The organism is Nostoc sp., from assembly GCF_036919575.1.
GTDB lineage: Bacteria > Cyanobacteriota > Cyanobacteriia > Cyanobacteriales > Nostocaceae > Nostoc.
Map to the genome: position 1 here is coordinate 135,399 of NZ_JBALBY010000106.1, position 19,390 is coordinate 154,788.

21 protein-coding genes are annotated in these 19,390 nt (G+C 43.2%); 12 read left to right on the plus strand and 9 right to left on the minus strand.

Going from position 1 to position 19,390, the window contains the following annotated elements:
* Positions 1-75 precede the first annotated feature (75 nt).
* The 3 genes from V7K27_RS26925 (at position 76) to V7K27_RS26935 (ending at position 1,952) form a co-directional block, all read left to right on the plus strand.
* On the plus strand, positions 76-411 hold the full coding sequence (locus V7K27_RS26925) for a hypothetical protein (RefSeq protein ID WP_334951361.1): 336 nt from the start codon (positions 76-78) through the stop codon (positions 409-411).
* A 639-nt stretch (positions 412-1,050) separates the two neighbouring features.
* On the plus strand, positions 1,051-1,401 hold the full coding sequence (locus tag V7K27_RS26930; protein WP_334951362.1) for a YtxH domain-containing protein: 351 nt from the start codon (positions 1,051-1,053) through the stop codon (positions 1,399-1,401).
* A gap of 11 nt (positions 1,402-1,412) precedes the next feature.
* Complete coding sequence (locus V7K27_RS26935; RefSeq protein ID WP_334951364.1) at positions 1,413-1,952, plus strand: DUF948 domain-containing protein; 540 nt, start codon at positions 1,413-1,415, stop codon at positions 1,950-1,952.
* A 119-nt stretch (positions 1,953-2,071) separates the two neighbouring features.
* On the opposite strand, the gene V7K27_RS26940 is transcribed toward V7K27_RS26935, so the two are convergent.
* Together V7K27_RS26940 and V7K27_RS26945 are read right to left on the minus strand one after the other, a co-directional pair.
* Positions 2,072-2,260: a type II toxin-antitoxin system VapC family toxin gene (locus V7K27_RS26940; protein ID WP_334951365.1), complete on the minus strand. Its 189-nt coding sequence runs from the start codon at positions 2,258-2,260 to the stop codon at positions 2,072-2,074.
* Positions 2,260-2,580, minus strand: coding sequence for a DUF2281 domain-containing protein (locus tag V7K27_RS26945; protein WP_334951366.1), 321 nt, complete (start codon positions 2,578-2,580; stop codon positions 2,260-2,262). The genes V7K27_RS26940 and V7K27_RS26945 overlap by 1 nt, the downstream gene beginning before the upstream one ends.
* 724 nt (positions 2,581-3,304) lie before the next feature.
* On the opposite strand from V7K27_RS26945, the gene V7K27_RS26950 reads away from it, so the two are divergent.
* The 3 genes from V7K27_RS26950 to V7K27_RS26960 all read left to right on the plus strand — a co-directional run bounded on the left by V7K27_RS26950 (position 3,305) and on the right by V7K27_RS26960 (position 6,381).
* Positions 3,305-4,114: a TPM domain-containing protein gene (locus V7K27_RS26950; protein WP_334951367.1), complete on the plus strand. Its 810-nt coding sequence runs from the start codon at positions 3,305-3,307 to the stop codon at positions 4,112-4,114.
* Between the two features lie 145 nt (positions 4,115-4,259).
* The gene (locus tag V7K27_RS26955; protein ID WP_334951589.1) at positions 4,260-4,889 is read left to right on the plus strand and encodes a precorrin-8X methylmutase; all 630 of its coding nucleotides are present in this window, start codon (positions 4,260-4,262) and stop codon (positions 4,887-4,889) included.
* A 76-nt stretch (positions 4,890-4,965) separates the two neighbouring features.
* Positions 4,966-6,381 carry a right-handed parallel beta-helix repeat-containing protein gene (locus V7K27_RS26960; RefSeq protein WP_334951368.1) on the plus strand — a complete coding sequence of 472 codons (1,416 nt, stop codon included), beginning with the start codon at positions 4,966-4,968 and terminating at the stop codon, positions 6,379-6,381.
* A gap of 206 nt (positions 6,382-6,587) precedes the next feature.
* On the opposite strand, the gene V7K27_RS26965 is transcribed toward V7K27_RS26960, so the two are convergent.
* Entirely contained in the window at positions 6,588-7,274 is a 687-nt protein-coding gene (locus tag V7K27_RS26965) for a phosphate ABC transporter permease (protein WP_334951370.1), read from the minus strand.
* A 32-nt stretch (positions 7,275-7,306) separates the two neighbouring features.
* Positions 7,307-8,143, minus strand: coding sequence for a 4-hydroxy-tetrahydrodipicolinate reductase (gene dapB / locus V7K27_RS26970; protein WP_334951372.1), 837 nt, complete (start codon positions 8,141-8,143; stop codon positions 7,307-7,309).
* Between the two features lie 480 nt (positions 8,144-8,623).
* Here dapB and V7K27_RS26975 point away from each other — a divergent pair, with 480 nt between their 5' ends.
* The 5 genes from V7K27_RS26975 (at position 8,624) to V7K27_RS26995 (ending at position 17,551) form a co-directional block, all read left to right on the plus strand.
* Positions 8,624-13,702 (plus strand): peroxidase family protein, encoded by a 5,079-nt coding sequence (locus V7K27_RS26975; protein ID WP_334951373.1) that lies wholly within the window; start codon positions 8,624-8,626, stop codon positions 13,700-13,702.
* A 624-nt stretch (positions 13,703-14,326) separates the two neighbouring features.
* Complete coding sequence (locus tag V7K27_RS26980) at positions 14,327-14,908, plus strand: WD40 repeat domain-containing protein (RefSeq protein ID WP_334951374.1); 582 nt, start codon at positions 14,327-14,329, stop codon at positions 14,906-14,908.
* Positions 14,909-15,323: 415 nt separating this feature from the next.
* On the plus strand, positions 15,324-15,869 hold the full coding sequence (gene psbP / locus V7K27_RS26985) for a photosystem II reaction center PsbP (RefSeq protein ID WP_334951376.1): 546 nt from the start codon (positions 15,324-15,326) through the stop codon (positions 15,867-15,869).
* A 178-nt stretch (positions 15,870-16,047) separates the two neighbouring features.
* Positions 16,048-16,641, plus strand: coding sequence for a Maf family protein (locus V7K27_RS26990; RefSeq protein ID WP_334951378.1), 594 nt, complete (start codon positions 16,048-16,050; stop codon positions 16,639-16,641).
* Positions 16,642-16,813: 172 nt separating this feature from the next.
* Positions 16,814-17,551 carry a phycocyanobilin:ferredoxin oxidoreductase gene (locus V7K27_RS26995; RefSeq protein ID WP_334951380.1) on the plus strand — a complete coding sequence of 246 codons (738 nt, stop codon included), beginning with the start codon at positions 16,814-16,816 and terminating at the stop codon, positions 17,549-17,551.
* On the opposite strand, the gene V7K27_RS27000 is transcribed toward V7K27_RS26995, so the two are convergent.
* Positions 17,548-17,724: a hypothetical protein gene (locus V7K27_RS27000; protein WP_334951381.1), complete on the minus strand. Its 177-nt coding sequence runs from the start codon at positions 17,722-17,724 to the stop codon at positions 17,548-17,550. The two genes, V7K27_RS26995 and V7K27_RS27000, sit on opposite strands and share 4 nt — an antisense overlap.
* 11 nt (positions 17,725-17,735) lie before the next feature.
* On the opposite strand from V7K27_RS27000, the gene V7K27_RS27005 reads away from it, so the two are divergent.
* Positions 17,736-17,870 (plus strand): hypothetical protein, encoded by a 135-nt coding sequence (locus V7K27_RS27005; protein ID WP_334951382.1) that lies wholly within the window; start codon positions 17,736-17,738, stop codon positions 17,868-17,870.
* A 46-nt stretch (positions 17,871-17,916) separates the two neighbouring features.
* On the opposite strand, the gene V7K27_RS27010 is transcribed toward V7K27_RS27005, so the two are convergent.
* The 4 genes from V7K27_RS27010 to V7K27_RS27025 all read right to left on the minus strand — a co-directional run bounded on the left by V7K27_RS27010 (position 17,917) and on the right by V7K27_RS27025 (position 19,072).
* Positions 17,917-18,162 carry a hypothetical protein gene (locus V7K27_RS27010; RefSeq protein ID WP_292767722.1) on the minus strand — a complete coding sequence of 82 codons (246 nt, stop codon included), beginning with the start codon at positions 18,160-18,162 and terminating at the stop codon, positions 17,917-17,919.
* Positions 18,163-18,215: 53 nt separating this feature from the next.
* Entirely contained in the window at positions 18,216-18,338 is a 123-nt protein-coding gene (locus V7K27_RS27015; protein WP_334951383.1) for a hypothetical protein, read from the minus strand.
* A 213-nt stretch (positions 18,339-18,551) separates the two neighbouring features.
* Positions 18,552-18,812 carry a hypothetical protein gene (locus tag V7K27_RS27020; protein ID WP_334951385.1) on the minus strand — a complete coding sequence of 87 codons (261 nt, stop codon included), beginning with the start codon at positions 18,810-18,812 and terminating at the stop codon, positions 18,552-18,554.
* Positions 18,809-19,072, minus strand: a complete 264-nt coding sequence (locus V7K27_RS27025; protein ID WP_334951386.1) for a hypothetical protein — start codon at positions 19,070-19,072, stop codon at positions 18,809-18,811. The genes V7K27_RS27020 and V7K27_RS27025 overlap by 4 nt, the downstream gene beginning before the upstream one ends.
* Positions 19,073-19,390: the final 318 nt, after the last annotated feature.

The window sequence follows — 19,390 nt, forward strand, 5'->3', positions numbered from 1 at the left end:
TTCTTCATCATTAAATAAGAGCCAAGTCAAGTATATAAAACAATTCCTCAAAGCTGATATTGGTGAAGATAAACAATGGTAATTTTAGTTATCCTCGTTAACACCCTGATTTCGCTGATACTACTCTATGTGGCTTGGCGGGTGTGGCAACTCAAGCAGCAGCTAGCATACATAGCAGATAGGTTAACCGTCTATGAAAGTTGTACCCACGCAGCACTGAATAAAGCACCCGAAAATATTTATCTCAGCCAGGAAAATATTTATAACTTACGGCAGAAAAATCAAGCGCTACAAATGCAAATCCAACAAGTCCGGCAAATTATCAGTCTACTTTTGCTAGGACGGCAAATCTGGCAGCGTTATTTTCGGAGGCTAGAGTTAATATCTGGGAAAAGAACTGTTGCAAAATGATTTATAAGAAGAATTCAGAACTCAGGAGTCAGAATTCAGTATGAATGCTGTACGAGTGGGTGATGAATATTTGTTAAAACCTCGCCCCTAGCGATGCCGTGAGCGTGGCCGAAGGTTGGGCGAAAAAAATAAAAATATTCTCGCCTTAAAACTCTATCCCTTTATGGGTAGAGTATTTACCAATTCTGAATTCTGAGTCCTATTTTATGTCAGGTTCATGAACATTTATAATTAGGGCTGATGCGAGGACACTGGGATGTGGTGACACAAACAGAAGTCTAAGCGCCAATTTGGGACTTAGAAGCCCGTCATAAGACTTACCGGAGGCATAAAAACTTTGACAAACACGGGGAGTTTTGAATTATAAGTAATTAATGTTTTTAATATTTAATGAATAAAAGCAACATTTATGGCTGATATTTTGTCACGATAAGTAGGTGGGTGGGAAAATTTATAAGTATGTCATTGCGAGTGAAACGGAGTGTAACGAAGCAATCACAAGGACTTTGGCGGTTTTACATTTTGTTACATAGTTAGGTTAATTTGTGCCTACCTACTTAGATTAACTGAATAAAATCAGTGGAGTCTTACAAGGGGAGAAAACCCACCTAAAATGGGTGTAAGGAGAGAAACAACAAGATGTCTAATAACCGTTCTGGAGTATTTATTGGCGGTTTTATGCTGGGAGCTACCATCGGTGCTTTGACTGGTTTGCTCGTGGCTCCGCGCACAGGGCGCGAAACGCGTAAAATTTTGAAAAAATCTGCCAATGCTATCCCAGAATTGGCAGAAGATTTATCAACTAGTGTGCAAATCCAGGCAGATCGTCTCTCTGCGATCGCACTACGAAATTGGGATGAGACTTTAGATAGATTACAGGAAGCGATCGCAGCAGGTGTAGATGCCAGTCAGCGAGAAAGCCAAGTCTTAAATCGGCAAACATCTGTTGAAGACTCAGATTCTCTTCGCCAGGAATTAGAACGCTCATAAATGACACAACCGTGATTGAACCCCTGTTTTGGTTGGGACTTTCGTTACTTTTAGTCGCCACAAGTTTAACTGCGGTTTTAGTGGCGGCAATACCTGCTTTGCAGGAGTTAGCACGCGCAGCTCGCAGTGCAGAAAAGCTATTTGATACCCTCTCACGCGAGTTACCACCCACTCTAGAAGCTATCCGCGTGACTGGTTTGGAAATCGCTGACTTAACTGATGATGTCAGTGAAGGTGTAAAAAGTGCCAGTCAAGTCGTGAAACAAGTTGATCAAAGTCTTGATAGTGCAAGAATTCAAGCTCAAAATCTGCAAGTAGGTACACGCAGCATCTTTATTGGCGCGAAAGCTGCTTGGAGAAACTTCACACGTCAAAAACCCGCGAGGCGAATAAGCGATCGCTTGCCCAGCAATGAAAAACCACCACTAACGTTGCGAGAACGAGAAGTGCTGAGGCAAGAAAATCACCGGATCAAAGCAGAAGTATACCGCGTTAATGACGGTTACAACGACGCCGCTAGCTGGGAAAACAATTTCGATGAGGAAGATTGACCAATTTTAGTTTTTCGCCGCTTATTTTTATCTTTGGGTGCAAATTGATTGAATAAAGCTGCTTTAATTTGACCGTAAATTGTTGCTGTTGCTTCTGTTATGTGGTAGATACGAATATCTTATAAAAATTCTGTCAAGCGAGCCAGATTATTTTCCTTGCGTTGGGATTTTTCCATCATGAATGTCAGTTCACCCTGCACAATTACGCAAGTAGCAATGTTATTTTCTCCAACTTCATTCACGTGACGGATAACATTTGGTTCGCCTAAAATAATGGCACTACAATGATTTGTATCAAATAAATACATTATTCAAATAGATTTTCGTCATCAAATTTCGCTTGACCACGGGTAGCATATACTGCTTGAAGGCATTCTTCAAAGTCGTCACCTTCCCAAGTACCAGCGTGTCGAAGAATGGAGCGTCCCGAAGCAGGACGGTATGTAAGTTGGTCTTGATCGCTAGAAGTTTCTGTAGAATCCCTTAAAGGGATAGGTTCAAGCTTACCTCGTTCCAACTCCTTTTTTGTATAGTTAACCTTAATAGAACGTATCAAACCGAGTACTTCTGTTAGCAACTCCGGCGGTAAAGTTTCTATTTCTTGGATTAATAATTCTTTGTTAGTCATCTCTCACCTCTAATCATTCCCCTTTTATTGTATGGGGAACTCCGCTATGGCTTAGTCAATTTTGAGTTGGTGAACTACTCCGCCGTAAGACGGACGGGGCTTCCCAATTCATCGGGAACAGCCTCCAGTACTTCGTAGTACTAGAAAGTCTAACATTCCCTCCAAGGGCAGGAGTCCTGGTTCCCAAGACCCAAATCTTTCTCTTGCGACACTTACCTATACAGCTTGGTTTTCGCTTACGGCATTGGTGGTCAAGACCCAACTATCCTATCAGAAAATTTTGGCGCTTCGTCATACATAAGCGTATTTGTTATTGCTGATACAAAAAAACAATACTGGATGCAATCCTCAACCCCCGCTCACAATACCTACCATTAGAGTACATTGAAGCTGGGGACTTGCGCGACACGTTAAAAACTTTGACGATAATGATAGGAGGTAAGCGTCGTTCGCCTCCTACCTCTCTCCCCAGCCACGATTATCATTTTTATTAAGGATATTTTGAGTATTTTAACTCATTGACAAAATAGACTTTATTCCCGAATCTCCACTCTCCACTCCCCACTCCCAACTCCCAACTCCCAACTCCCCACTCCCCAAAAACCCTTTGCTTTGATCCCTTAGATTAGAGTAAAGTAAACAAGTGTAAAGAACTATCACTTTTCCAGTACTCTTTTAAAACAACTTGTTTACTTTTACCGTTGATATTTGTATAAAAACGTCCATGCAATCTTGTTTTTGGCGACGAATTCTGTTATCTATTGCAGTATTTTTCCTGGCTGGGTCAATTTGGGTGATGCATTCTCCCCCAGCACTGGCTTATGACAATCCCGATTTACTCCCTAACACCTTTACCCCAGTTGTAGACTTAGCAAAATCTCTTCCTGTGCTGCAAGAAGAAAAGCTTGTCAAAGAATTAGAGCAGTTTGAAGCCGATACGGGCTGGAAACTGCGAGTATTGACTCAGTATGACCGCACCCCAGGTCGGGCAGTCATCAAATATTGGGGTTTGGATGACAAAAGCATTCTATTAGTTGCTGATTCTCGTGGCGGTAACATCCTCAGTTTTAGCGTCGGCGATGCTGTTTATGAACTTTTACCCCGGACGTTCTGGATAGAACTGCAAACCCGCTTCGGTAATTTGTTCTTTGTCCGCGAACAAGGCGAAGACCAAGCCATTCTGCAAGCCTTAGAATCGGTTAAAGGCTGTTTGCTCAAGGGTGGTTGCAATGTTGTCCCCGGACTGCCACGAGAGCAATGGATTCTCACCTTGATTTCCTCAGTTATTGGTGGGGTGATTTGTGGGTTTGCAGCTCAACCCCGCGATAAAGGACAAGTTTTCGCTTGGCAATGGGCTTTAATATTCTCACCTTTGTGGGGAATCTTATTTATTGCCTTTGGTATTGGCCCAGTAGTGACACGTACAAGCGACTGGGTACCTCTAGTTCGCAATATCTCTGGGTTTCTCATCGGCGTCTTGGTTGCCTACTTATCTCCTATTTTCAGTCGGCCTTCTTCCAGTAATGAGTTATGAGTGTCGAAGATTTGAGCTGCGGCTTGGGCCGCTCAAACTTCTCGCTGAGTTATGAGTTAATTCAAAACTTATAACTCTTAACTCCTAACTCCTAACTCTCTGAAGCTGATAAGCTGAAATCTAATATTTGAAAAGCTCAACAAAAATGGAATGGCACGTAACTGATGCTCAAAGTTTAGCAATTATTGATAGCGAAATTGAGGCTCATGTATTTTCACCCGCAGAGTATGAGATTGTCCGTCGGGTAATCTACGCCACGGCTGACTTTGAGTATAAGTCTTTGATTCGCTTTTCTGAGCGTGCCTTGCAAGCTGGAGCAGCAGCGCTAGCCGCGCGTACTACGATTGTGGTAGATGTGCCGATGGTACAAGTAGGTATTGCCTACGAGATTCAAAACACCTTTGCCAATCCGGTATATTGCAGTATGGAAGCTCTGACACGCCCTCAAAAAGAAAAAACTCGCGCCGCATGGGGAATAGAAACCTTAGCAAAGCGTTATCCAGAGGGCATTTTTGTGGTGGGTCAAGCCCAAACAGCACTAACAGCACTGGTGGATTTAATTGAAGCTGAGGAAATTAGACCTGCTTTGATAATTGCAACTCCAGTGGGATTTGTAAATGTTGATGAAGCGAAGGAGCGCTTACGAGATTCTTTAGTGCCTCACATTATAATTGACAGTCGCAAAGGTAATGCAGTTGTAGCAGCTGCGATCGTTGATGGATTGGTAGACTTGGCATGGCAAGCCTATGGACAAGATGGAAATCGGGGGAGTTAGAAAAGTCGGCTTGATCGTACCTTTTATGCCAAATACTATTTAAAAGTATTGAATATCCTGATATTTTTGTTAAGTAGTGCCGAGAAAGGAGCCTTTTCTTGTGGTAATTCAAGGTTTCAGTTTAAAAGCATATCTGGCAATTCCCGTGGTATTAAGTCTTTTGGCTGGGGGAGAATGGATAAAAGTACATTTTGAAAACGCCCGTCAGGTATCCACTAGCAGCCGCGGGCTAATCAGCACTAATGGGACTCCGAAAACATACTATGTTAGTGGTGCTGGAAACGACAAAAATAGTGGAGTTTCTTCTTCATCCGCCTTTCGGACAATTCAAAAGGCGGCAGATATGACTAACCCTGGCGACACAGTATTGATTATGAACGGAGTATACACAAATTTACCCAAAGCTGGGAGTGTAGTAAATATTAAACGTTCTGGAACTGCCAAAGCATGGATTAGGTATAAAGCATATCCTGGGCATTTCCCAAAAATTCAGCACAATACATGGCACGGTATCCTGATTGCAAATGGAGCTTCATATATCGAAATAAATGGGCTAGAGGTAATTGGGAACAATGCCAATGTAACCCTTGATTATGCGATGAGTCAGAAGACTAACAAACAAAACCCACTGACAAGCGGAAACTGCATAAGCATTGATGGACGAACCAATGGTCATGTTCATCACATCCGTATTCTGAACAACAAAGTGCATGACTGTGGAGGAGCAGGTATTACAGTAATCGAGGCTGATTATGTGAAGGTGGATAATAACACTGTGTTCAATAATGCCTGGTACTCAGTTTATGGTAATAGTGGTATTTCGATGTTGAACAATTGGAATTCTGACAACAACCGGGGGTACAAGATGTTTGTAACTAACAACAAGAGCTACAACAATCGCATGTACATCCCTTGGATTGCAGTGGGAAGGATCACAGACGGTAATGGCATTATTATCGATAGTTCCAGAAATGATCATAACCCCAACTTGGCTGCATATACAGGAGGTACTTTAGTTAAAAACAATCTGACATTTAATAATGGTGGTTCAGGTATTCATGCATTTTTAAGTGAGCATGTTGATATTGTAAATAACACTGCTGTTTTAAATAATCAGAGTCCAGAAATTAAAGGCGCGCAAATATATGCTCATACGTCATCTGATGTCAAAATTTTAAATAATATTCTCTATGCTTTTCCGGGCAAGGATATTAATATTAACATTAGAAATCAAAACGTTATTTATGATTATAATATCTACATTAATAGTTCTAAGATAAGTGTTAAGGGTCCTCACGATATTGTTGCAGACTCAGAGTTTTTAAGTAAGCATCCCACTCTAGAAAAAATATCTGGAGATTGGAAATCGCGGCTAGATAAACAAAATCCGCCAAGGCAGACTTATGTAGAGTCTAAGTCGGCAGGTTTTGTTTGTGGGACAGTGACTTATCGTTTGGAAGGGAAACTCATCAAAGTGGGATGTTCTCGTTAGCAAGAAGGTAGGAAGTATAGGGTAGGAAAGAGAAGCCCATACGGGAGCATCTCACTTTCTTAAAAAGCCTTGTAAAACCTCACCCCAACCCTCTCCGTGAGTTCGGAGAGGGAGCAAGAATCTTTTTTCTCATCTGGTGTATTTGCTTTCACTGAGATGCTCCCAGCCCATACTGATTACATCCTCCTGTCTGCTTCACTTATTCTTCAATCCTCTACTGTACGACGCCGCCGACGCGACTTTTGTTGTTGGTCTTCACGCAAGCGGCGACCGATTTCGTTAAAGAAATCCCGCCGCAGATAAGGATAGTCGCTGACCCAGAGGTTACGATTGGGAAAGTATATATCGCTGAATTCTTCAATACTGCTCAAATCTGCGCGATTTGACATCACTACCATTTCTGCAATTTGGCCGCGAGTAATAACTTTGTGAGCAGAACGTAATGGTGCTACAAATTCAATACTAAATCCTGTGTCATCACCAACCTCTAAATTTATCTGTTTTTCTCGGTTTTCTATAATCACCAATTCGCCCTTGTTGTTGACTGTTTCGGTTTTACCCATCAACTGGTCTGTAATCCACCAATCTAGCACTCGACCACGGAAAAAGCCGCCGTACTTATAACGGCGGCATTGCAAATTCCGCATACTTGCTTGAAACACTGGATACCACAGCCAAAAAAAAGCGCTAACTACCCCTAGCACAAATACTATTGAAGCAAACTCAAGTTTGAAAACGAATGTCGCAAGCAAAATAGCAACTACGGCAACTACAGAAATTAACAGCCGTTGCAAAAAATTTGAGAATTTCCCCCAGTAGTACTTGTACTGCAAACCAGTGGCAATTAGAGGGACAACTTGTTCAAATTTCTGGCGAGTCAGTGGTACTAACATGAGTGCTGAGTGATGAATGCTGAAGAATTGGTTTAAAGTATCTTTTCTAATCCATATACTAACGACTTTAGCGCTAAGACTTTGCGAATCGCTAATAGCACTCCTGGCATATAACAAGCGCGATCGCTGGTATCATGTCGTAAAGTATAAATCTGTCCCGGTGCGCCAAAAATAACTTCCTGATGGGCAATCAATCCCGGCAAGCGAATGCTATGAATTCTAATCCCTTCCTCTGCTATACTGCCTCTGGCTCCTGGTAATTTCTCCGTTTCTTTTACAAGAGCCGGGTTAAAAGTTTTACCCAATTCTCCTAATAACTGCGCCGTTTGAATGGCAGTACCACTGGGGGCATCAGCTTTTTGGTTGTGATGGAGTTCGATAATTTCCACATGGTCAAAATATTTGGAGGCGATGATTGCGGCTTGTTGCAACAGCACCATCCCAATGGAGAAGTTAGGAATAATTAGACAACCAGTGCTAGCTTTGTCGGCAAAGTCTGCCAAGTCTTGAATTTGTTCTGGACTTAACCCAGTGGTGCCGACTACAGGACGAATACCATAGGCGATCGCACTACGAATATTGTCATAAACTGAATCAGGATGCGTAAAGTCTACAATCACCCCTGGAGGAGACTTTCTATCGCCAGCCACATACCCCAACATCGGCTCTAATTGATTGGTAATTGGCACTTCCAGGGGTTCGCTTAAACCCGCCAACTCTCCAGCGTCTTTATCTTGATGTTCAGGACTGTGGTCAATTGCACCCACTAGGTTTAAGTCAGGTGCTTGCGCCACCGCCTTAATCACCTCACGTCCCATTTTACCAGCAGCACCGTTGACAATAACCGGGATAGGAGCTTGATTCGTCATAGGTCGAGAAATACTTTTTGAGTGAATAAGGGAATTGTAAAGACTTTGGTGATTTACTGGCTAGACTCCTTCTATCTTTTGGTAAAAAAATTGACCGCACTAAATTTTATTTTGGCAAGGTATTAATTCATCGAAGCTTTAAACTAATTAAATATTTATACCAGTAAGATAGGTTTAACTCACCTAAATCAATGTAAAAAAAAGATGTGAATCCTTGTAGGGATTTAATTAATTTTTAACAAAAATTACAGGTATTTTTCATTTGATCAAGAAACCAAGGAGGCAGAAGAAAAACTGCTCTCTACTTCCGGCTGCGACCGAAATTAGCAAGAGTTTAAGACCCTTACTGTTGCCTAATCTGTAGGAAGCTTACGCAACAGTAGTTCCAAATCAAAATAGGTCGAATTATATAACTGATTTGCTCCAATTAAGCCTCCTGCCTGCTTCAATCACTTAATTTACATTCAATAAACCTAATATATGCCAAATCAGCTTGGTTCTCTTTTTTCTATCGCCCCCAGTGATGTGAAATTTCTGCGTCGGCAGGTGAATGCTGCCAACATCAAAATTATTCGTTACGACCAAAATGGTCAGCCGATCTACGGATACGTAGATATTAACAATATTGTTCGCGAGCTAGGTCTATTGGGTACATTCAACCCCCTTGACTCTTCCATCTATGTGAATGCCCCCATCCGCGTGCGGAGTGTCCTTGATCCGTTGGGTACTCGAACAATCAGCGGCGTTTTCAACAATCTTAATCCTGGTAGATATACCTGGGGTTCGACTAATGAACCCTTCCTGAACCTTACCAAGGCAAATTACTCTAACTACCTTGGGCAAAACATCAATAACCCCGCTTTCAACCCTGGGAGATTTGGCCCCGGTACAATTGGGTTCCAAGATTCTTACCAGACTGTAGCTAACGGTCTGACCATCAGCAACGATATTGCCAACAGTTCGGCGCTCTATGCCAACCCGTTCAAGACGGTGGTTGACTACACGCCACGGATGATTTCTCAAACGATTTCATCCCAGACTGCCCTGAATCGCCTCGGTATCGCCACCGATATCGATAATTCTCTCGGTACTAGTTTACCCTTCATTCGCAGCCAAAGGAGCGATCGCAGTAGTAATCAATCTAAATCGGGTTACAGTGGCGTGTTTGTGCTGTTTGGCCAGTACTTAGACCACGGTCTTGATTTCATTGAAAAAGGCGGCAATATCGGTGCTGATGGCAAGAGTGCCAAGATCGTTATCCCCCTGAGTCCGAACGATCCGCTCTACAACCCTGCCCAGGGTGTTACATCGATGACGATCTCACGAGCTACGGTTTCCAACCCGCTCGGTGCTGGTGCTGATGGCAAATTCGGCACTGTTGACGACATTAATCCGGGGGCTGATGGCAAGTACGGCACTGCTGACGATAAACTCGGTCCAGTTAATCCCATCTATTTAGATCGCACCTCTCCCTACACTGACTTAGGACAAGCCTACGGTTCCGACCAGCAGATCACGCAACTACTGCGTCAGTGGGTAGAAGACGCCAACAATCCGGGGCACTATATTCCCGGTGCAAATTTACTGACTGGCAACACCCTGGCGCAGTCTTGGAACTTTGTTCAGGCGGACGGCACCTCTACAATGACCAAAGAGACTCTACCCACCCTGAAGGAACTGCGGGTACAACTGCTAGCGACTGGGCGCGATGACTTGACATGGGAAGATATTCAGAACTACCGGGTGCGCGATGACCAGGGTCATGTCCTAGATGCTGATCCGAATCAAGCCGGAATTCAGACCATTAGTACAAATCAGGCCGTCCTTCTAGATATGAACCCGCATTTCGATGCTGCCCATATCTACCAGAACGGGACAACGAAGGACACTACAGGTATCCTGGCGGGAGTTGAGTTAAGCACAACCCTGGATCAAACAGGGCTACCAACGACGATTACAGTCAATGGCACAGCTTACAACTTCTCGAACTACATCAACCCTAACAGTTTCTCCATCCAACCGAATCTGAGTGCTGCTGATCAGGCGATCGCTAACGAGTTACTATTACGGTCTGTAGGGGATCACTATGTTGCCGGTGACGGGCGACTCAATGAAAACTTTGGTTTGACGACCCTACACCATGTATTCCATGAGAATCATGTCTTTCAACTTAATAGCTTGGAATCGGCGATCCTGAAGCAGCAGAGTCAAGACTCCAACAAGACCTATGCTCATGACTGGCAGGTGGCTGTAAATGTACGGATGGGCGCTCAATTATCGTCAGGGGTAAGCATTGTTAACAGTCATTACGAAGATGCTCAGGGCAATTACGTCACAACCAATGGTGCCATCTCCTGGAATCAAGATAAGTTGTTTGAAGCAGCGCGATTCATTAACCAGACGGAGTACCAACACATCGTCTTCGAGTATGCCCGATTTGTCTCACCAGATATCCCGAAATTCCGCACCTACAACCCCAACATCAACGCTGACATCACACTCGACTATTCCCAAGCAGCCTTCCGTTTTGGTCACTCCCAATTACGGGAAACTATCGACTATCTCGATCCCAATGGCAGCCTAACTGCCGATGTCCAAAAGTTTGCCCTCAAAGCAGCATTCTTGAACCCAAATGCCTTTTCTCAGGTTGGGCCTGGATCTGTTGCCTTGGGTATGGCCCGTCAGGTGGGGAATGAAACCGACGAGTTTGTTACCCCTGCATTGCAACAAACCTTACTTGGACAAGCATTGGATCTAGCTGCGATCAATATTGCTCGTGGTCGTGACTTAGGATTAACTACCCTGAATGATGCCCGTAAACAGCTACACGATGCGCTAGTGGCTGAACGAGCAGCCTCGCCTGCTGGTGGTTTGAAGGCAGAGTATTTCGACAACAAAGACTTCACCAATCTAAGACTTACCCGCACTGATGCTGCTGTTAACTTTAATTGGGGGTCGAGTTCACCAGATGCGAGTATGGGATCTGATACTTTCTCTGTGCGTTGGACAGGACAAGTCAAAGCCGAGTACACCGAAAGCTACACTTTCTATACCAATGCTGATGATGGTATACGGCTGTGGGTGAATGGACAATTATTAATTGACAACTCCACGGATCAGCTACCAACTAAACAGTCTGGCAGCATTTCCCTGGAAGCTGGACAGAAGTACGACATTAAACTAGAGTACTACGACAGTACGGGACATGCCAGCGCTAAACTTTCTTGGTCAAGCGCTCACCAGACAAAGCAAATTATTCCTAGTTCGCAACTTTACAGTACTACATCATCCTATCCCGAACTACATGGCTCTCTGAAAGTAGAGGATCTCAATCCCTACACCAGTTGGAAGGATTTTGGTAGCCACATGATTCACCCAGAATCCCTGGTGGATTTCATTGCCGCCTATTCTTTTGATGGTGATTTGTCGAAAGCTCAGGCGATCGCGGGGCTGGATAAAGGCACAATCCTACAGGGTACTGCTGCTGCTCAAGGTTTTACCAAGGTACAAGCGACCAATTTCCTCAACGGGGACGACCAAGGCTTCAACAAGATTGACCTGTGGATCGGCGGTTTGGCTGAAACGCATGTATCTGGCGGGGTTCTGGGGACTACATTCAATACGATCTTTGCCGATCAGTTAGAGCGACTTCAAGATGGCGATCGCCTCTACTACCTCAACCGCCTCGACTCAAACTTTCAAGAGGCCATAGGACTATTGACCCAGATTGAATCAGAACAGTTCAAAGATATGATTGAGCGCACCACAGGGGCACGTCACCTCCAAGGCGATGTCTTTGAATATGTTGACAATCATATCGAACTCGGTGAAACTGCTGTATCTGATCCGAAAAACGAACATAAGTATGGTGGTTTGGCAGCAGTGAAGCAGCAAGGACTTGGTGTCCAAAGTACTAAGGGTGTTAGCACAGCTAAGAATGGCACAATTGTTACTTTTGATGGTCGACAATATGTACTCGATGTACGTCCAGACTCAGGTAGTACTCCCAGTGGTAGTTCGGCAAAGGGGTTCAACTCCGACGAGGTAATTGGGGGAACCAACAACAACGATTACATTTTTACGGGTAATGGCGATAACACTGCCTACGGCGAAGCTGGTGATGACATAATTGATGGTGGCGATCGCGCCGAGTTCCTCTACGGCGGTACAGGTAACGACACTATTTTTGGTCGTAGCGGCGATGACTTTATCGATGGTGGAACCGGAAACGACTACCTCTCTGGTGATGACGGTGCTGACCAGATTATCGGCGGTGATGGCAATGATGTTATCTATGGTGGCAATGGCGATGATCAAGTCTTTGCTGGCGCTGGTAATGACTATATCGATGCAGGCACTGGTAGTAATAGGATATTAGGTGGTGATGGCTATGACACGGTATATGAAGCTGGATACCATCTAAACTACAAAGTCTCTTTTTCTGACCAAGGTAAGTGGCAAATCCGCGATCAGAGTCGTAGTGATGGCACTGATACCTTAATTGACGTTGAACAAATTAACTTTGGTGGTGGCGGTGTCTATTCAGTCGTTACAGGCACTGATGGCAACGATAACCTCACTACTACCAACTGGGCTTTAATGTATGGTGGCGATGGTAACGATACCCTCATCGGTAGTGGTGGCAACGATAACCTTGCTGGCGGCGCTGGCAATGACCTCCTCAATGGTGGCGATGGGTATGATACAGCTCACTACGACCGACTCTATACCGACTATAAATTCTCGGTTGCTAATGGGAATTTGCAGGTAACAGACCAACTTACTTGGAATGGCGATGATGGTACTGATACCCTAATCAACATTGAAAAAATCAAGTTGACTGACGGTGAATATCAGATTGTCAAAGGCGGCGTAGGTAACGATAACTTTACTGGCAGTTCTGATACCGTGTTCATCAATGGAGGTGCTGGTATTGACACCGTAGACTACAGTCCCTATACTGGCGGCGTTAACGTTAACCTAGCAACGGGCACAGTTTCCTATACGAGTTCAACGCGTACTACTTTGTTAACTGCGATCGAACAGGTTACAGGCAGTCAAGGCAATGATATTCTAGTCGGCAATGCTGCTAATAACTTGCTGTCAGGCGGCGCAGGTAACGACTATTTAACTGGTGCTGGCAATGGTTCTAACGGGGTTGGCACCATCGACACCCTCACAGGCGGACTTGGGAACGACACTTTTATCCTCGGTGTACAAGGTCAAACTTTCTATGATGACGGGGTTAATAATGGTTCTTTCTATGGAAACACTGACTATGCCCAGATTACTGATTTCAAACTCGGTGACAAAATTCAACTGACTGGTTCTGCTGCAAATTACACACTTGTTAACAACGTCAAAGTTGGCACTATTGGCGGACAAACTGGCATTGGTCTCTACCGGAACAATAGCGGTGGGGCAACGGATTCACGTGTCTATTCGTCCTCCTCGACTGGAAGTATTGGCGGTAATGATGATCTTATCGCTCTGATACAGGGTTCTGCGGCGAATTCTACACTCAACTTGACCAATAGCTCGTCTTTCTCCTACGTCTAATGCCAAGCAATCCTGGTTTCTAGAGCCAGGATTGCTTTATGGTTTTTGGCTTACTTTTTTCCTGCCAGTATGTAGGATGCGTTAGGGACTTCCAAACAAAAAAATACTCAACTACTTCTTGTGAGGTGGCGACACGATCCCCCTTGTATATGGGCACTCATGTTGTCCACCCCACTAAGATTAGGTAATTTATTTGTTGGAAGTCTTTTATGGTGAAACGCCTAAAGCGCCGCAGATCAAATCAAGATGGTGCGTTAACGAAATAACCTACCCTATCTACTACAGAAAAAGTCCGCCGACAGCCATTGTTTTTGAATATATCGACCACGCTAGTTTGATGATAAAAAGTTATTATTATGTTGCATTTAGATAATGTTCCGCTTCCTAATCTGCTAGGTTTTTTAGCTTTATTTGCTTACATTTTTACCTTATTACCAAGTACTATTAGAGTAGTATTTCCAGTTAGAAAAAAATCAAAAATAATAATTAAATTATTTAAATATCGCCGATAAATAGGTGTCCTGGCTTTTTTATTAGCTCTGGTGCATGCTTATTTATTAGTAGTTAAGAGGAATTTTTATTTTTTGGATATTAAAAAGTGGTAGTTGGGATAACAAAATTAAGTTGTGGAATTTAAAAACGGGGAAATTAATCCATACTTTATCTGGACATTCAGATGATGTGAAAGCGATCGCTTTCAGTCGGGATGGAAAAACTTTGGCTAGTGCTAGCTGGGACAAAACGGTGAAGCTATGGGATGTAGAAACTGGTAAAATACTCCGGGTTTTCGAGCATTCAGACGCAGTTAGAACAGTGGCTATTAGTCCAAATGGGCAGATTCTTGTTAGTGGTTGTCAAGATGGCAAAGTCATCATTTGGCAGATGACTAGTGGTAAATTAAACATACCTCTGGCGGCTCATAATCAAGCAGTTTCTTCTGTAGCCTTCAGTGCTGATGGTCAAACGATCGCTAGTGGTAGTTACGATCAAACGATTAAGTTGTGGAATTTCCAGACTGGACAGTTACTGCATACTCTTCAAGGACATCAAAAAGCAATTTATTCTGTAGCCTTCAGTGCTGATGGTCAAACGCTCGCTAGTGGTAGTGCAGATACAACTATTAAGATTTGGCGATTGTCTAACGAAAATGTTACCAGCATTTTACCTAGGCCAATCCCAATTATGATTTCTAAACCTTCTAATTAATAAGCTGGTGTGACTTTTCAAACATCCTCTTGGACTTACGCACACTCTACTAATTCTTCTCTTCGAGACGCTCCGCGAAGGCGTTATTGGCGACTGGTGTTAGCGCAGCGTTAGCGAGTCTTCTCCCAAGGGGAGACGTTTCACGAACGAGCGTCATCCGAAGGGCGGTATGCCTCCGGCACACTATGCGAACGATAAATTAAGGTTTTTAGCGATTTTTGCGTAAGTCCTGCCTCTGAAGGAAATTGCGAGGGCAGCCAATACTGTCCAAAGTTACTGACTTATCAAGCTGTAAAGAAAGTACTGGTACATTTAGGCGAAACTGTATCATCCGAAGCGTCCCGCTTGGTGGGAGAATAAAAACGAGAAATGATGCAAGCATTGTGTGATCTCCAGCCCAAAGGAATCTGTAGAAATGTGGAAACGAATTGTATTAATTTTGCTATTGGTGTTGAGCTTCAGCCTGAGCAATTCTAGTGTAGCGGCTGCGGCTGGACTCAAAAGCTTTGTAGACAGTAGTGATGGCTATCAGTTTTTATATCCTAACGGCTGGCTGCAAGTTAAAGTTGCCAACGGGCCAGATGTGGTTTTCCACGATTTGATTGAGGTGTCGGAAAATGTTTCGGTTGTGATTAGCCCAGTTCCAGAAGGCAAAACTTTATCAGAATTGGGAACCCCAACAGAAGTAGGATATAAATTAGGAAAAGCAGCTCTGGCGCCTCCTGACTCTGGTCGTTCGGCTGAATTAGTCAATGCCGCACAGCGAGAAGTAGACGGTAAAATATACTACCTTTTAGAGTATGAGGTTAAACTCCCCAATCAACAGCAACGACACAACATCGCCAGCGTCGCTGTTAGCCGTGGTAAACTTTTTACCCTCAACGCCTCAATTCCTGAAAAACGCTGGCAGAGAGTTAAACGAATGATTGATGAGGTTGTCAATTCTTTTTCTGTTTATTAATTGGGGAGTGGGGAGTGAGGGAGATGAGGGGGATGAGGGAGATGAGGGAGATGAGGGAGAGTGAGAATTTTAGATTTTAGATTTTGGATTAAAGAATTGAAATTTAATCCAAAATCGTCAATCCAAAATCTAAAATTGAATTGCCCAATGCGTAATTACCAAGTTTTTCAGAAATCTCATGAAAATTCCACCTTTTGTACTTGCCTCAGCTTCCCCAGCCCGTCGCCGCTTGCTGCAAACTGTTGGTATTGAACCAATAGTTAAACCCAGTGACTTTGATGAGTCGCAAATTCAACTAAGTGAACCAGCAGAATTGGTCAAAACTCTTGCCGACTACAAGGCACAAACTGTAGCCCCGCAGTTTGAATCGGCTTTGATTATAGGTTGTGATTCAGTTTTGTCCATCAATGGTGAAATTTACGGTAAACCACCAGACATCTCGGAAGCGATCGCTCGGTGGCAGATAATGCAAGGTAACTTTGGCGATTTGTACACAGGTCATGCCTTAATTGATATAGACCAAAATCGCACTTTAGTCAAGTCTCAAGTCACAAGAGTTTACTTTGCTCAAATGAGCGATCGCGCAATTCAAGCCTATGTTGCCACAGGTGAACCCCTCAAGTGTGCTGGTGCCTTTGCCCTTGAAGGTTTTGGTAGTTTATTTGTGGAAAAAATCGAAGGCTGTCACAGCAATGTAATTGGACTCAGTTTACCTCTGCTGCGGCAAATGCTAGAAGAATTCGGATACGATGTTACGGAATTTTGGCAATAGTCATTAGTTATTAGTCATTAGTCATTAGTCATTAGTTATTAGTAAATGCCCCATGCCCCATGCCCAATCCCCAATGCCCAATCCCCTAAAGTGTTTGCTTATATTGCAGTCCAGAGCAGGTATGGCACGACAGGTTGTAGACTAGCCAATAGATCGCATTGCCAACTAGAATATGTCATTTACTTCTATGCCCTCGCTGCGTGAGCAACAACATCCCCTAATTCGTCAGCTAGCCGATTGTATTGAGGCAGCTTGGCATCAGCACCTGGATTTATCACCCTACCATTTGCCTGATGAGTTGGGGTATGTGGAAGGTAGACTAGAAGGCGAAAAACTGACGATTGAAAATCGCTGCTATCAAACGCCCCAGTTTCGGAAAATGCATTTGGAACTGGCAAAAATCGGAAATATGCTGGATATTTTGCACTGTGTCATGTTTCCCCGTCCAGAATATAACCTGCCGATGTTTGGTTGCGATTTAGTTGGGGGTAGAGGTCAAATTAGTGCTGCGATCGCCGACCTTTCTCCGATTAACGTAGAGCGTACCTTACCAGAATCTTATACTTCTGCACTGACACAGCTAACAGTGCTTAACTTTTCTCAACCTCGTGAATTACCTGAATGGGGAAATATTTTTTCTGATTTTTGCATCTTTGTCCGCCCCAGTTCCCCTGAAGAAGAAACAATATTTCTCGCGCGGGTGCGAGAATTTTTAGACATTCATTGTACCCAAGCGATCGCTTCACATCCTGTTTCAGTTGAACAAGTTACACAAAATATCGCCGGACAACACAACTACTGCACCAAACAGCAGCAAAACGATAAAACCCGCCGCGTACTAGAAAAAGCCTTTGGCCCAGTTTGGGCAGAAAATTACATGACCACAGTTCTATTCGATCTGCCAAATTAAGCTGCCATATCCTGTGAATACAAATACTGCTGAAACCCGATAAACACTTCACTAAAGGTGCGGGATGAAAGCGGCAAAAAGCCTTTAGGCTTAAGTCTAGGACGGCAGCAACGCGATTTGGTGAGATCGGCTAAAAAACAAGCGATCGCTTCCAACCATATCAAACTACTCAAGCTTCAGCTTTTTGTTAATTTCTGTAGCTACCAGGGAACTATATAACAAGGAAATCTTAACTGAGCGATCGCCCCTAAAAAATGCGATCGCTCGATTCATGCACCAGCGCGATCGCTGGGGTGGGGCATCAATTATGCAAACTTGAAAGATTTTGCTGATGGCTTCCAATCGTCGTTTGAGTAAGGTTGCACCTACTCCACTGTTAGATAAATATTTTTGTCAGCACGTAGTAACATCATTCGCTGACCCATACAAATTTCTACATCAGGTACAGGGCAAGCAATACCAAAAATACCACCCTCCCGACTATATAAAATGTCACCTTTTACAGGTTTTAAACGCTTAACTCTCTTGTCAAAAGTTTCTTTTGAAACAAATTTTGTTTGTGAAAGGTCTAACTCTGCAACACGAAAATCAGAAGTACGAACAATAATCATTCCGTCCTCCGTATACTGTGCAGTGTCATGAGGACAATCAACTATGTTTGAACTTAATCAAAAATAGAAACTACATTAATACTAGTTACTCGATGCATAGGCTTTGTTCTTTTCTCAGTTGTGACTAATTCCTCTGCCCCAACTGACAACGCCGCCGCTACATGAAGCGCGTCCATAGCTGCTAAACCATACTGAGAAGCAATTTGGTAAGCATCTTGAACAATTTTGTCGGTTCTTCAGTACCTGTTATGCCAAATTATTAGTTAAACATCAAAATTTGGCTTAAAAAATAAGGTTAAAAGCCAAAATTATTGCTAAAACCCTAAAATGTTAGTAAATAATGTTAATTATGTTGATATATAAGGGTTTTAGGGTTTTATCAAAGCAATTTAGCATAGTAAGTACTGAAGAGCCATTTTGTCTAAATCATTCGCCCAATAAGTGATACTGCTAAAAAATGTTTCGTAAAATTCAGATTCTTTTGTTTGTCGATTAGAAATTGCTTTGGGAATTACTTCCAACTTAACAAACACGCTGTCAGCAAATTCCCGTTCCGAGTCTTCTAGAATAGAAAGAGCTTTTTCGGATAATTCCCCCACACTACGAGCGGCAGCAACTAGTACCCCAGAATCAATAAAACTTATCATCATGTATCAGTTTCCTGTAACCCACCGCGACGATTAGCAATTTCTTTTTCAAGTTCATCTTGAGTGAACATTTGTTCACCAGAAGAAACGATTTCGGCACGTATTTGCCGCAGACGTTTTCCCAATTGAGATTTATTTGCAGGGGTTAGAGGTTGAGTTTTCACCATTTTTGCATGAATAAATTTTACAAAATCTAAAACTTCTTCCTGTTTTTCTTTGTCAAGCGTTCGCCATTTTTCTAATAATTCTTGTTCTGGACTCATTTGTCTTCACCTGTGACTGTTACTACTTCTATTGTGATTCGGTATTTTTATTCTACGCGACACGTTAAATGTCGAGACAATTCAACCTACTTCTAGTCTAGTGCAGCTATCCCGCCTTCATGCGGCAATTCCCTAGTTAGCGGCTTTTGTTGTCTGGTTAGCGATCGCTCGACTTGGGTACAACCGTAAGTAGCAACCGCAATTTTGAAATCCTTTTTAACTTTGCTTGGTTTGTGAGGCTCACAGTTTTCTATCTGTAGGCTCTGTTACGTTTTCCCATAACGGATAAATGTAGAATTCATTCAACGAGAGTTTAAT

Bases quoted from the DNA above. Each gene is read 5' to 3' on its own strand.
- V7K27_RS26925 (WP_334951361.1), top strand. From the start codon at position 76: ATGGTAATTTTAGTTATCCTCGTTAACACCCTGATTTCGCTGATACTA.
- V7K27_RS26930 (WP_334951362.1), top strand. From the start codon at position 1,051: ATGTCTAATAACCGTTCTGGAGTATTTATTGGCGGTTTTATGCTGGGA.
- V7K27_RS26940 (WP_334951365.1), bottom strand. From the start codon at position 2,260: ATGTATTTATTTGATACAAATCATTGTAGTGCCATTATTTTAGGCGAA.
- V7K27_RS26945 (WP_334951366.1), bottom strand. From the start codon at position 2,580: ATGACTAACAAAGAATTATTAATCCAAGAAATAGAAACTTTACCGCCG.
- V7K27_RS26950 (WP_334951367.1), top strand. From the start codon at position 3,305: ATGCAATCTTGTTTTTGGCGACGAATTCTGTTATCTATTGCAGTATTT.
- V7K27_RS26955 (WP_334951589.1), top strand. From the start codon at position 4,260: ATGGAATGGCACGTAACTGATGCTCAAAGTTTAGCAATTATTGATAGC.
- V7K27_RS26965 (WP_334951370.1), bottom strand. From the start codon at position 7,274: ATGTTAGTACCACTGACTCGCCAGAAATTTGAACAAGTTGTCCCTCTA.
- dapB (WP_334951372.1), bottom strand. From the start codon at position 8,143: ATGACGAATCAAGCTCCTATCCCGGTTATTGTCAACGGTGCTGCTGGT.
- V7K27_RS26975 (WP_334951373.1), top strand. From the start codon at position 8,624: ATGCCAAATCAGCTTGGTTCTCTTTTTTCTATCGCCCCCAGTGATGTG.
- psbP (WP_334951376.1), top strand. From the start codon at position 15,324: ATGTGGAAACGAATTGTATTAATTTTGCTATTGGTGTTGAGCTTCAGC.
- V7K27_RS26990 (WP_334951378.1), top strand. From the start codon at position 16,048: ATGAAAATTCCACCTTTTGTACTTGCCTCAGCTTCCCCAGCCCGTCGC.
- V7K27_RS26995 (WP_334951380.1), top strand. From the start codon at position 16,814: ATGTCATTTACTTCTATGCCCTCGCTGCGTGAGCAACAACATCCCCTA.
- V7K27_RS27010 (WP_292767722.1), bottom strand. From the start codon at position 18,162: ATGATTATTGTTCGTACTTCTGATTTTCGTGTTGCAGAGTTAGACCTT.
- V7K27_RS27015 (WP_334951383.1), bottom strand. From the start codon at position 18,338: ATGGACGCGCTTCATGTAGCGGCGGCGTTGTCAGTTGGGGCAGAGGAA.
- V7K27_RS27020 (WP_334951385.1), bottom strand. From the start codon at position 18,812: ATGATGATAAGTTTTATTGATTCTGGGGTACTAGTTGCTGCCGCTCGT.
- V7K27_RS27025 (WP_334951386.1), bottom strand. From the start codon at position 19,072: ATGAGTCCAGAACAAGAATTATTAGAAAAATGGCGAACGCTTGACAAA.